The 12,113-nt window shown below is 74.0% G+C and carries 11 protein-coding genes; 9 read left to right on the plus strand and 2 right to left on the minus strand.

Annotated elements, in window-relative coordinates; genetic code table 11:
• The first annotated feature begins 118 nt into the window (after window positions 1-118).
• The 3 genes from KIK08_RS18475 to KIK08_RS18485 are packed head-to-tail and all read left to right on the plus strand — an operon-like array spanning window position 119 to window position 3,998.
• Window positions 119-448 (plus strand): bifunctional 3-phenylpropionate/cinnamic acid dioxygenase ferredoxin subunit, encoded by a 330-nt coding sequence (locus tag KIK08_RS18475; protein ID WP_214404430.1) that lies wholly within the window; start codon window positions 119-121, stop codon window positions 446-448.
• On the plus strand, window positions 445-2,865 hold the full coding sequence (locus tag KIK08_RS18480; RefSeq protein ID WP_214404431.1) for a GcvT family protein: 2,421 nt from the start codon (window positions 445-447) through the stop codon (window positions 2,863-2,865). The genes KIK08_RS18475 and KIK08_RS18480 overlap by 4 nt, the downstream gene beginning before the upstream one ends.
• Entirely contained in the window at window positions 2,862-3,998 is a 1,137-nt protein-coding gene (locus KIK08_RS18485; protein ID WP_214404432.1) for an aromatic ring-hydroxylating oxygenase subunit alpha, read from the plus strand. The genes KIK08_RS18480 and KIK08_RS18485 overlap by 4 nt, the downstream gene beginning before the upstream one ends.
• A 10-nt stretch (window positions 3,999-4,008) precedes the next feature.
• Here KIK08_RS18485 and KIK08_RS18490 read toward each other — a convergent pair whose 3' ends face one another.
• A complete protein-coding gene (locus KIK08_RS18490) occupies window positions 4,009-5,208 on the minus strand; it encodes an MFS transporter (RefSeq protein ID WP_214404433.1) in 1,200 nt (399 codons plus the stop codon).
• Window positions 5,209-5,293: 85 nt separating this feature from the next.
• Here KIK08_RS18490 and KIK08_RS18495 point away from each other — a divergent pair, with 85 nt between their 5' ends.
• From KIK08_RS18495 to KIK08_RS18505, 3 genes are read left to right on the plus strand one after another with little or no spacing between them, the layout of a single operon-like run.
• Entirely contained in the window at window positions 5,294-6,016 is a 723-nt protein-coding gene (locus KIK08_RS18495) for an ArsR/SmtB family transcription factor (protein ID WP_214404434.1), read from the plus strand.
• A 34-nt stretch (window positions 6,017-6,050) separates the two neighbouring features.
• Complete coding sequence (locus KIK08_RS18500; RefSeq protein ID WP_214404435.1) at window positions 6,051-6,587, plus strand: VOC family protein; 537 nt, start codon at window positions 6,051-6,053, stop codon at window positions 6,585-6,587.
• Window positions 6,580-7,410 (plus strand): MerR family transcriptional regulator, encoded by an 831-nt coding sequence (locus KIK08_RS18505; RefSeq protein ID WP_214404436.1) that lies wholly within the window; start codon window positions 6,580-6,582, stop codon window positions 7,408-7,410. Before KIK08_RS18500 ends, KIK08_RS18505 begins: the two co-directional genes overlap by 8 nt.
• A 23-nt stretch (window positions 7,411-7,433) precedes the next feature.
• Here KIK08_RS18505 and KIK08_RS18510 read toward each other — a convergent pair whose 3' ends face one another.
• Window positions 7,434-8,219 carry an IclR family transcriptional regulator gene (locus KIK08_RS18510; RefSeq protein ID WP_214404437.1) on the minus strand — a complete coding sequence of 262 codons (786 nt, stop codon included), beginning with the start codon at window positions 8,217-8,219 and terminating at the stop codon, window positions 7,434-7,436.
• A gap of 69 nt (window positions 8,220-8,288) precedes the next feature.
• On the opposite strand from KIK08_RS18510, the gene KIK08_RS18515 reads away from it, so the two are divergent.
• The 3 genes from KIK08_RS18515 to KIK08_RS18525 all read left to right on the plus strand — a co-directional run bounded on the left by KIK08_RS18515 (window position 8,289) and on the right by KIK08_RS18525 (window position 11,889).
• Entirely contained in the window at window positions 8,289-9,761 is a 1,473-nt protein-coding gene (locus KIK08_RS18515; RefSeq protein ID WP_214404438.1) for an aldehyde dehydrogenase family protein, read from the plus strand.
• Between the two features lie 3 nt (window positions 9,762-9,764).
• Window positions 9,765-11,309 (plus strand): GMC family oxidoreductase, encoded by a 1,545-nt coding sequence (locus KIK08_RS18520; RefSeq protein ID WP_214404443.1) that lies wholly within the window; start codon window positions 9,765-9,767, stop codon window positions 11,307-11,309.
• Window positions 11,310-11,502: 193 nt separating this feature from the next.
• Entirely contained in the window at window positions 11,503-11,889 is a 387-nt protein-coding gene (locus KIK08_RS18525; protein ID WP_214404439.1) for a hypothetical protein, read from the plus strand.
• Window positions 11,890-12,113 lie beyond the last annotated feature (224 nt).

Below are 12,113 nucleotides of genomic sequence, written 5' to 3' on the forward strand. Positions count from 1 at the left end.
GACCGTTCGGGCCCTTGACAGCGGGCCGGGTCGACGCGAACCCTGTTGCGGGTGACGCACCTTGTTCCGTAGTGCGCACCGAAAGCGCTCACCGTCCGCGCACCCGATGGGGCCTGAAATGATCCACGTCTGCTCGCTGGCCGACCTCCCCCGCGGCAGCGCCCGCCGCCTCCCGCTCCGCCCCCCGGTCTCGGTCTTCCACACCGACGACGGCGAGTTCTACGCGATCGACGACACCTGCACCCACCAGGACGCCTCGCTCGCGGACGGCTGGCTGGAGGGCTGCGAGGTCGAGTGCCCGCTGCACGCGGCCATCTTCGACCTGCGCACGGGAGAACCCGACGGGATGCTGGCCCGCGAGCCCGTGCGCACCCACCATGTGGTCGTGAGCAACGAAGCGGTCTACGTGGTCCTGTCCGGCACCGAGCAGCTCGACGCGGCGTCATGACCGGACCCCGGGTCGTCGTCATCGGGGCCGGGGTGGTCGGCGCGGCGGTCGGCGACGAGCTGACCGCCCGCGGCTGGACCGACGTCACGGTGCTCGACCGCGGCGAGCTGCCGCTGCCGGGCGGCTCCAGCTCGCACGCCCCGGGCCTGGTGTTCCAGACCAACCCGTCGAAGACCATGGCCGGCTTCGCCCGCTACACGGTGGAGAAGCTCTCCGCGCTGGAGCTCGACGGGCAGCCCTGCTTCAACCGGGTCGGCGGCCTGGAGGTGGCCACCACCCCGGAGCGGATGGGCGAGCTGGCCCGCCGGCACGGCCTGGCCACCAGCTGGGGCATCGGGTCGCGGCTGGTCGACCCCGAGGAGTGCGCCGCCCTGCACCCGCTGCTGCCGGCGAGCAGCGTGCTGGGCGGCTTCCACATCCCGACCGACGGCCTCGCCGCCGCACCGCGCGCGGTCGCCGCCCAGCTGGCCCGGGCCCAGGAGCGCGGGGCCACCGTGCGCGGCGGGGTCCGGGTCCTCGACGTCAGCACCGCCGGTGGCAGGGTCACCGGCGTCGTCACCGACCAGGGCGAGGTTGCGGCCGACGTGGTCGTCTCGGCGACCGGGTTCTGGGGCCCGCGCACCGGGGCGCTCGTCGGCCTGACGATCCCGCTGCTGCCGATGGCCCACCAGTACGCCCGCACCGGCCCGCTGGCCGAGCTGGCCGGGCGCAACCCGGGCACCACCAACCCGTTCGACGCGTCCGCGCCGATCCTGCGCCACCAGGACCGCGACCTGTACTTCCGCGAGCACGGCGACCGCGTCGGCATCGGCTCCTACGCCCACGACCCGATCCCGGTCTCGCTCGACCGGCTGGGCGCCGACCCGATGCCCAGCGTCCTGGACTTCACCCCGGACGACTTCGCGCCGTCCTGGTCGGACGCGGTCGAGCTGCTGCCCGCACTCGCCGCCACCGGCGTGGAGAGCGGCATCAACGGCATCTTCTCGTTCACCCCGGACGGCAACCCGCTGATCGGCGAGCACCCCGGGCTGAGCGGGTTCTGGGTCGCCGAGGCCGTCTGGGTGACGCACTCGGCGGGCGTCGGCCGCGCGCTGGCGCACTGGCTGACCGCCGGCGAGCCCGACGTCGACCTGCACGAGTGCGACCTCAACCGGTTCGAGCCCGTCCAGCTCACCCCGACGAACGTCGCCGCGCGCAGCACCCGCAACTTCGTCGAGGTCTACGACATCCTGCACCCGCTCGACCCGCCGGAGGTGCAGCGCCCGCTGCGCACCAGCCCGTTCCACGCCCGCCAGGTCGAGCTGGGCGCGGTGTTCGACCAGTCGGCCACCGGGTGGGAGCGCCCGCGCTGGTTCGCCGCCAACGCCGAGCTGCCCGAGGTCGACAAGATCCCGACGCGGGGCGCGTGGGCGGCCCGGCACTGGTCGCCGATCGCCGGGGCCGAGGCGCTGGTCACCCGCGACCGGGTGGCGATGTACGACATGACCCCGCTGAAGCGCCTCGAGGTCACCGGCCCCGGCGCCCTCGACCTGCTCGACGGGCTGACCAGCAACAACCTGCGCAAGAAGGTCGGCTCGGTCAGCTACACGCTGCTGCTGGAGCCCTCCGGCGGCGTGCGCAGCGACCTGACCGTGGCCCGGTTCGGCGAGCAGACCTTCCAGGTCGGCGCCAACTCCAACCTCGACCTCGACGCGCTGCTGCGCGCGGCCGGCCCGGGGGTGCACATCACCGACGTCACCGGCGGCACCTGCTGCATCGGGCTGTGGGGGCCGAAGGCGCGCGAGGTGCTCGCCGCCGTCACCACCGACGACATCGGGTTCGGCTACTTCCAGGCCCGCGAGCTGGACGTCGCCGGGGTGCCGGTGCGCGCGCTGCGCGTGTCCTACGTCGGCGAGATGGGCTGGGAGCTCTACGCGAGCGCCGAGCTGGGTCTGCGGCTGTGGGACGTGCTGTGGGACGCCGGTCGCCGGCACGGCGTCATCGCCGCCGGGCGCAGCGCGTTCGACTCGCTGCGGCTGGAGAAGGGCTACCGGTCCGCCGGCGCCGACATGACCACCGAGCACGACCCGTACGAGGCCGGGCTCGGGTTCGCCGTCCGGCCGGGCAGCTACCCGGGCGCCGACGCGCTGGACGCGGAGCGGGCCCCGGCCCGCCGGCTCGTCCCGCTGCTGCTGTCCGACCGGAACCAGGTCGTCATGGGCAAGGAGCCGGTCTTCCACGACGGCACCGCCGTCGGCTACGTGACCAGCGCCGCCTACGGCTACTCGATCGACGCCAGCATCGCCTACGCCTGGCTGCCCGCCGCGGCCGCCGAAGCGGGCACCGGCGTGCAGGTGGAGTACTTCGGCGAGCGGCTGGACGCCGTCGTCGCCACCGAGCCCCTCTACGACGCCGAGCGGAAGAAGCTGCGCGGATGACCGCACTCGAGTCCGGCCCGGACGTCGCCACCGGGTCGAGCTTGATCCCGACCCTGCCGGGCTCGGCCTACACGGACCCGGCCGTGTTCACCGCCGAGCAGGAGCGGATCTTCGAACCGGCCTGGGCGTGCGTCGCGCTGGCGAGCGACCTGGACAAGCCGGGGGCGTTCCAGAAGGTGCAGGTCGGGCGGGAGAGCGTGGTGCTCGTCCGCGGCCGCGACGGCGCGATCCGGGCGTTCCTCAACGTGTGCCGCCACCGCGGCGCGCAGCTGTGCACGGAGGAGTCCGGCGCACTGCGGCGCAACCTGCAGTGCCCCTACCACGCCTGGACCTACGACTTCACCGGCAAGCTGGTCGCGGCGCCGAACCTGACCTCGATGCCCGACGTCGACCGCGTCGAGCACGGCCTGCACAAGGTGCACGTCACCGAGTGGCTCGGCTACGTGTGGGTGTGCCTGGCCGAGCAGCCGCCGTCCTTCGACGACGAGGTGCGTGCCGAGGTCACCGGCCGCCTCGGCACGCCGGCCGCGATCGACGCCTACGACGTGGGGCGGCTGGCGCTGGGCCGGCGCATCACCTACGACGTCGCGGCCAACTGGAAGCTCATCATCGAGAACTTCATGGAGTGCTACCACTGCGCGACGATCCACCCCGAGCTCACCGCGGTGCTGCCGGAGTTCGCCGACGGCTACGCCGCGCAGTACTACGTCGGCCACGGCGCCGAGTTCGCCGCCGACGCCCAGGGCTTCACGGTCGACGGCCGGGCGGGCGAGCAGCGCCTGCCCGGCATCGCCGACGACCAGGACCGCCGCTACTACGCCATCACGATCAAGCCCGGCGTGTTCGTCAACCTGGTGCCCGACCACGTCATCGTGCACCGGATGGTCCCGCTGGCCGCCGACCGCACGAAGGTCGTCTGCGACTGGCTGTTCGCCCCGGACGCGGTGGCCTCCGGCCGCGACCTGGGCGCCTCGGTGGAGCTGTTCCACCGGGTCAACGAGCAGGACTTCGAGGCCTGCGAGCGGACGCAGCCGGCGATGAGCAGCCGGGCCTACCGGGCCGGCGGGGTGCTGGTGCCCAGCGAGCACCACATCGGGCTGTTCCACGAGTGGGTGCAGCAGCGGCTGGCCTGATCCCCGCCTCCTACCCGCGGGTCCGCTCTGCCCAGCGGGCGGCCCCCGGCACGGCGCACCCCGCGGCCAGGAAGATCCCGGCCGCCAGCGTCCAGCCGCCCGCGCCCCAGCCGTCGAGCGCGAGGGTGAACAGCCCCGGCCCGACCATCTGCACCGTCGCCGTGGCCGCCTCGGCGGCGCCCTGGTAGGCGCCACGGTCCTCCTCGCGCATGTACCCCAGCGAGAGCGTCCACGCGGCCGCCACGTAGCCGAGCTCGCCGGCCAGGTGGAGCACCCCGGCCGCGACGACCACCGCCCCGGCCGCGATCCCGGCCCCGGACGTCGTCCCGGCCAGCAGCAGGCACGCCGCTGCCAGCACGACCCCCGACCACGCCGCCGTCCGCGCGGCCCGGCGCGGTGTCCGGGCGAGGTGCCCACAGGGGACCTGCAGCAGCGCGATCCCCACCGAGCTGAGCACCACGATGGCCCCGGACAGCGCGAGCGGCAGCCGGGTGTGCCCGGCGATCCACAGCGGCAGGCCGGTCGACAGCATCGCCCAGCACAGCGACAGCACCGCCGTGACGCCGACGAGCGCGCAGTACGGCCGGTCGCGCAGCACCGACCGCAGCCCCCGGCGCGCCCGCGGCTCCGGCCGGGTGGGTGAGGGCACACCGAGGGTGGACACGGCCAGCGCCAGGAACGCGACCACGTTGGCGATGATCGCGAGCCGGTAGCCGGACGGCTGGTCGGAGACCAGCACCAGCGAGCCCACGGCGGCGCCGACCGCGTTGCCGGCGTGCTGGGCGGCGCGCTGACCGGCGAGCGCGCGCACCCGGGCCACCGGGTCGGCGACCAGGCCGGCGACCAGGGCCGTGCGCACCGCGGAGCCGCCGTTGGCCAGCGCCACGAACACGACGGTGACCAGCAGGAACACCGGCAGCGACCCGGCCAGCAGGTAGCCGCCCATCGCGGCGGAGCGGACGGCCGTCAGCGCGACGAGGAGCCGGCGCGCGTCGAGCCGGTCGGCCAGCGCGCCGATGGGCGCTGCCGCGGCCAACCCGACCGCCCCGGCCACGGTCATCCCCAACCCGACCGTGGCGGGGGAGTGGCCCAGCACCCGGGTCAGGTAGAGCGCCCAGATCGTGAACCACAGCCCGTCGCCGATGGCGGACACGCCGCGCCCCCACAGCAGCCGGCGCAGGCCGGCGTCCACCGCTGTCCGCACCGCCATCGGTCCACCCTTCACAATTTGATGAATTGTGACCGTAGGGTGCGGACATCGTTCAGGCAACTTTGAACGGTGGTAGCGTGGGGTCGTGGCGGGCTGGACGGACCTCGACGAACCGGTGCTCGCCTCGGCGACCGCACTGGCCGCCGAACTGGCCGACCCGATCCGGCTCACCACGCTGCAACTGCTGGCCGCGGAAGGCCCGCACACGATGAGCAGGCTGGTCGCCGCCCTGGAGGTCAGCGCCCCCCGGCTGGGCAACCACCTGGCCCGACTGCGCGCCGCCGGCCTGGTCGACGTCGAGCACGCCGGCCGCCACGCCATCTACCGCATCGCCCGCCCCGGCCTGGCCGACGTGCTCGCCGCACTGTCGCGCTACGCCGGCGACGCCCTGCCGACCGCGCGCCCCGGCCGCGAGGTCACCCCCGACGACATCGCGCACACCTGCTACGACCACGCCGCAGGCCGGCTCGGCGTCGCGCTGCTGGGGCACCTCGTCGAGCGTGGCGCGCTGACCGCACCCGACGGGCGCGGGGAGGAGTTGCGGCTCGGTCCGGACGCTGAGGCGCTGGTCGCGCTCGGGGTCGACCCGGGGGAGGTGGACGCGAGCCGGCGGAAGCCGGCCACCGCGTGCCTGGACCGCATCCACCGGCTCCCGCACCTGGGTGGCGCGCTGGGGGCACGGGTGCTCGACCGCCTGGTCGAGCAGGGGCTGCTGGTCCGCGAGGAGGGCACCCGCGTGCTGGTCGTCACCGCGGCGGGCTGGCGCGACCTGCCGCGGATGGTGCCGGGTTTCTCGCCGCGGGCTTGACCCTCACGTCGCGTGAGGCCCGAAGGTGGGGTCCGTGAGTGACTACTACGACGCGTTCGAGATGAGTCCCGTGCCCGACCCCGGCCCGGACGCGGTGGCCCCGCAGCCCTACCGCGGCATCTACGCGATGCCCGCGTTCGTGACGATCCCCACGGCCGACCTGGCCGCGTCGGCGGAGTTCTGGACCCGCGGGTTGGGGTTCATCGAGCTGTTCGCCGTCCCCGGCGCGGTCGTGCACCTGCGCCGGTGGGCGTTCCAGGACGTGCTGCTGGTCTCCGCGACCGACGTCATGGCGCAACCGCCCGCGATGACCTGCACGTTCGCCTTCGTGCTCGACCAGCTCGACCCCGTGGTCGAGGCGTGCCGCGAGCTGCGGCCGGACTCGGTCGACGGCCCGCGCGACACCCCGTGGAACACCCGCGACGTGGAGGTGACGACCCCGGAGAACGCCCGGATCGTGCTCACCGCGGCGAAGCAGTTCGATCCGGACAGTCAGGTGGCGCGCGACTTCGCCGCCGTCGGGATCAAGGCGCCCGGCGCGGGTGTCGGCCACGATGCGGGGCATGGCTGATTCCGATGCCACCGACGCCGTGGACGACGCCGACGCCGTCGACGGCCTGACCGTCGGGCAGGTCTCGTCCCGAGTGGGCGTGACCGTCCGTGCGCTGCACCACTGGGACGAGGTCGGGCTGGCCCGGCCGTCGCGGCGCACCGCGGCCGGGTACCGGCTCTACACCGCCGCCGACCTCGAACGCCTGCACCGCGTCGTCGTCTACCGCGAACTCGGTCTGGGCCTGGACGAGATCCGGGCGGTGCTGGACGACCGGGCGGCGGACGTGCCCGAGGCGCTGCGCGCACAGCGCGACCAGGTCGCGGACCGGGTCGAGCGCCTGCGGCGGCTCGGGGCCGGGCTGGACCGGATGATCGAGGCCCACGAGCGCGGCCTGCTGCTGAGCGCGCAGCAGCAGGCCGCGCTCTTCGGCAGCGACTGGGACCCGGACGAGCACGCCCGGGCCCGCGAGCGCTACGGGGACACGCCGCAGTGGCGGCAGTACGCCGAGCGCTCCGCCGCGCGTGGTCCGGAGGAATGGCGGGCCGTCGCCGAGTCCGTCGCCGAACTCGACCGCGCGCTCGCCGACGCGATGGACGCCGGCGTCGCGCCCGGCAGCCCCGAGGCCGACCGGCTCGTCGAGCGGCACCGCGAGGTCTTCGCCTCCTACTTCCCCCTCACCCGGCAGATGCAGGTCTGCGTGGGGCGCCGGTACGAGGCCGATCCGGGTTTCGCCGCCCACTACGACGGCATCCGTGCCGGGCTGGCTACGTGGTTCCGCCGGATCGTCGACGCCAGCGCGCGCAACCACGGCATCGACCCCGACACCGCGACCTGGCGGTAGCGCGCGGCCGGTCCGGTGACCGGTCAGTCGCCGAACCAGCCCATCCGGCGGCTGATCTCGCCCGCGCCGGCCACCAGTTCGTCGATCCGGTCGAGGAGCAGTTCGGGGGTCAGGCGGTAGGACGGTCCGCTCAGGCTGAGCGCGGCGACCACCCGGCCGGAGCGGTCCACGACGGGGGCGGCGGCCGCGTTGAGGCCGAGTTCGTACTCCTCGCAGGCGATGGCGTAGCCGCGCAGGCCGACTTCTTCGATCTCGCGCGCGAGCGCCTCGGCGGAGAGGGTGTGCGGCGTGACCGGTTCGGTGTCGCTCGCGGCGAGCACTGCGGCCCGCTGGGTGGGCGGCAGTCCGGCCAGCAGGACCTTGCCGCTCGACGTGCAGTGCAGCGGGGTCAGCCGGCCGACCCAGTTGCGGGTGGCGACCGTGGAGGGGCCGAGGGCCTGGTCGACGTTGACCGCGTAGTGCTCCTGCAGGATCGCCAGGTTGATCGTCTCGCCGAACTCGTCGGCGAGCCTGCGGCACACCTCGCGGCCCTGGCGGGTGATGTCGAGCCGGTCGGAGACCGCGCCGGCCAGCGGGATCAGGCCGAAGCCGAGGCGGTACTTGCCGCGCTCGCCGGTCTGCTCGACCAGGCCGCGGCCCTCCAGGGCGCCGAGCAGGCGAAACGCCGTCGACTTGTGCACGTCGATCTCGGCGGCGACGTCGCTGACGCCCACTTCGCCGCGTCGGGCGAGGATCTCCAGCACCGAGATCGCCCGGTCCACCGACTGGACACCCCCGTCCCGGCTGCCCGGTCCGCTCTTGTTGCCCATGGCGAAACTATATGCGGCAAAACGAACACCAGCGCTTGACGTGGGCGGGGCAGGGTGCACGATCTCCTCGTGCCCAGCCTCTACATCGACGGAGCGTGGACCTCGGGATCCGGGGGCGTCGCGGATGTCCTCAACCCGTTCGACGGCAGCGTCGTCGAGACCATCGACCAGGCGGGAACCGACGACGTCGAGCGCGCGGTGGCGGCCGCCCGCGCCGCCTTCGACTCGGGCCCGTGGCGCACCAGCACCGTCGCCGAGCGCAGCGCGCTGCTGCACCGCGTGGCCGACCTGCTCCAGCGCGACAAGGAGCGCATCGCCCGCACCGAGACCCTGGACACCGGCAAGACGCTGCGGGAGAGCCGCATCGACGTCGACGACGTCACGGCCGTCTTCCGCTACTACGCCGACCTCGTGGCCGCGCAGTCGGCCGGGCGGCTGGTCGACACCGGGCAGCCCGCCGTCGTGTCCCGGGTCGTGCACGAGCCGGTCGGCGTCTGCGCGCTGATCACGCCGTGGAACTACCCGTTGCTGCAGCTGTCCTGGAAGGTCGCGCCCGCGCTGGCCGCCGGCAACACCTGCGTCATCAAGCCCAGCGAGGTCACCCCGCTGACCAGCGTGCAGCTGGTCGAGCTGGTGGCCGAGGCGGGCGCCCCGGCGGGGGTGGTCAACATCCTGCTGGGCGACGGGCCCACCGTGGGCGCCCCGCTCACCGCGCACGACGACGTCGACATGGTCAGCTTCACCGGTGGCCTGACGACCGGGCAGTCGATCATCCGGGCGTCCGCGGCCACCGTGAAGCGGGTCGCGGTCGAGCTGGGCGGCAAGAACCCCAACATCGTCTTCGCCGACGCCGACCTGGACGCCGCCGTCGACGGCTCGCTGACCGCGGTCTTCCTGCACTCCGGCCAGGTCTGCTCGGCCGGCGCCCGGCTGATCGTGCACACCTCGCTGCACGACGACTTCGTCGCCGAACTGGCCCGCCGCGCCGAGCTGATCCGGCTGGGCGACGGCCTGTCCGACGACGCCGAGGTCGGGCCGCTGGTGTCGGCGGCGCACCTGGCCAAGGTCGAGGCCTACGTCGAGTCGGCGAAGGCCGAGGGCGCCACCCTCGTCACCGGCGGCGCCCGGCCCGACGACCCGGCGCTGGCCAAGGGCTTCTTCTACCGGCCGACGATCTTCACCGACGTCCGCCGGGACATGCGGGTCGTCCGCGAGGAGACCTTCGGCCCGATCCTGACCGTCGAGCGCTTCGAGACCGAGGCCGAGGCGATCGAGCTGGGCAACGACACCGAGTACGGGCTGTCGGGCGGGCTGTGGACCGCCGACGCCGGTCGGGCCGAGCGGGTGTCGGCCGCGCTGCGCCACGGCACCGTGTGGATCAACGACTTCGGGCCCTACGTCCCGGGGGCCGAGTGGGGAGGGTTGAAGCGCTCCGGCAACGGCCGCGAGCTCGGCCCGACCGGCCTCGCCGAGTACCAGGAGCACAAGCACATCTGGCACAACACCGCGCCGGCCGCGATGCGGTGGTTCCGAGGGGAGTAGGTGCTGGTGAGCGAGTTCGACTTCGTGGTGGTCGGCGGCGGGTCGTCCGGGTGCGCGCTGGCGGCGCGGCTGTCCGAGGACCCGTCGGTGACGGTGTGCCTGCTGGAGGCCGGCCCGACCGACGTGGACAACCCGGCGATCCTGCGGCTGACCGACTGGATGGCGCTGCTCGACTCCGGCTTCGACTGGGACTACCTGGTCGAGCCGCAGGAGAACGGCAACTCCTTCCTGCGCCACGCCCGGGCCAAGGTGCTGGGCGGCTGCTCCTCGCACAACTCGTGCATCGCGTTCTGGACGCCGCGCGAGGACCTCGACGAGTGGGCCGCGATGGGCAACACCGGGTGGAGCGCCGAGGAGTGCTGGCCGCTGATCCGGCGCCTGGAGACCAACGACGGCCCGTGGGACGGGCACGGCCGCTCCGGCCCGGTGAACCTCATGCAGGTGCCCGCGGACGACCCGTGCGGCGTCGCGGTGCTGGAGGCCGCGGCCGCCGTCGGGCTGCCCACGGTGCGGTTCAACGAGGGCGAGACGGTCCGCGAGGGCGCCGGGTTCTTCCAGATCAACCGGCTGGCCGACGGCACGCGGGCGTCGTCGTCGGTGAGCTACCTGCACCCGGTCATGGGCAGCCGGCCCAACCTGGAGGTGATCACCGGGGCGTGGGCGTCGAAGGTGCTCTTCGACGGCGGGCGCGCCACCGGCGTGGAGTACCAGCAGGACATCGGCCCCGGCCGGCGCACCGTCACGGCCCGCCGCGAGGTGGTGCTGTCGGCCGGCGCCATCGACACCCCGAAGCTGCTCATGCTCTCCGGGATCGGCCCGGCCGAGCACCTGCGCGAGTTCGGCATCGACGTGCTGGTCGACGCGCCGGGCGTGGGATCGAACCTGGACGACCACGTCGAGGGCCTGGTCATGTGGGACGCGGCCCGGCCGATGGTGGAGAAGTCCACGCAGTGGTGGGAGATCGGGCTGTTCACCCGCACCCGGCCCGGCCTGGACCGGCCCGACCTGATGATGCACTACGGCTCGGTGCCGTTCGACCTGAACACGGTGCGCTGGGGCTACCCGACCACCGACAACGGCTTCTGCCTGACCCCGAACGTCACGCGCGGCCGGTCGCGCGGCACGGTGCGGCTGCGCTCGCGCGACTTCCGCGACCGCGCGCGCGTCGACCCCCGGTACTTCACCGACCCCGAGGGCCACGACATGGCGGTGATGACGGCCGGGATCCGGCTGGCCCGCCGGATCGCCGAGCAGCCCGCGCTGCGCGAGTGGGTGGCCGCCGAGCTGGCCCCGGGCCCGGACGCGGTCACCGACGACGACCTGGCCGACTACATCCGCAAGACCCACAACACCGTCTACCACCCGGCGAGCACGGCGCGGATGGGCCCGGACGGCGACCCGGGGGCCGTGGTCGACCCGCAGCTGCGGGTGCGCGGGGTCGACGGGCTGCGGGTGGCGGACGCCTCGATCCTGCCGTTCCTGCCCGCGATCAACCCGAACATCACCTGCATGATGATCGGGGAGAAGGCGTCCGACCTGCTGCGATGACGGATTTGCCGGACATGTCCGACAACTCGTTCCGGCTTGGCAGCGATCGGCGTGAACCCGCCTCGCGCGGCTCGCGGAGCGGGCCCCTGGGGCGGTGGGACCCGCGTCACCGTGCGGACAATGCCCCGTGCTGTTCGCGCGTCGGTGGGGTGCTCCGCGCCTCCATTACAAGATTGCGAAAAACGGCAAGTCATTGACGACTTGGACGCCGCTGCACAAGGGCAGCGGCGGGGAATTCGTCCTCGACGGGATCTCCTACCGGATCGACCGGCTGGAAACCGGCGCCGACGCGGTCCTGTCCGTCGTCGACGGCCCGTCGGTGGCGGTGGCCGAGGGGCTGGGGCGCACGCCGTGGGCGGTCCGGACCCACGACCGGTTCTACACCTTCGACCGCACCATCGACCGCTGGACCGAGCAGCAGCTGGTCGTGCGCGGGCGATCGGTGGGCGCCGTGCGCCAGGCCGGGCGGTCCGGTCGGCACGCCGCGGCCGAGCTGCCCGATGTGCCCGACCCGGTCGCGGTGTTCGTGATGGCGCTGGTGCTCGACATGTGGCGCGAGCACGAACGCCGCGCGCGCTGACCCCCCGCGCGGGCTGCCAGGACGCGGGCCGTCCTGCCGGGCCCGGTGGCGGTGTCACAGTGGCGGTGTCACGGCTGCGCCGGCGCGGCAGAACGACGCGACCGCCGCCCGGCGGGACGTTCGAGCAGCTCGGCGGGGTCCTCGACGGTGCCCCGCCGGTGCTCGGCGGCGAACGCCTCCGCGCCCATCACCGCCGTGGCCGCGGCGGTGACGCGGTCGACGTC

It is taken from the genome of Pseudonocardia lacus, assembly GCF_018531445.1.
Classification (GTDB): domain Bacteria; phylum Actinomycetota; class Actinomycetes; order Mycobacteriales; family Pseudonocardiaceae; genus Pseudonocardia; species Pseudonocardia lacus.

Coding starts and splice junctions, on each gene's coding strand:
- KIK08_RS18475 (WP_214404430.1), top strand. CDS start 119: ATGATCCACGTCTGCTCGCTGGCCGACCTCCCCCGCGGCAGCGCCCGC.
- KIK08_RS18480 (WP_214404431.1), top strand. CDS start 445: ATGACCGGACCCCGGGTCGTCGTCATCGGGGCCGGGGTGGTCGGCGCG.
- KIK08_RS18485 (WP_214404432.1), top strand. CDS start 2,862: ATGACCGCACTCGAGTCCGGCCCGGACGTCGCCACCGGGTCGAGCTTG.
- KIK08_RS18490 (WP_214404433.1), bottom strand. CDS start 5,208: ATGGCGGTGCGGACAGCGGTGGACGCCGGCCTGCGCCGGCTGCTGTGG.
- KIK08_RS18505 (WP_214404436.1), top strand. CDS start 6,580: ATGGCTGATTCCGATGCCACCGACGCCGTGGACGACGCCGACGCCGTC.
- KIK08_RS18510 (WP_214404437.1), bottom strand. CDS start 8,219: ATGGGCAACAAGAGCGGACCGGGCAGCCGGGACGGGGGTGTCCAGTCG.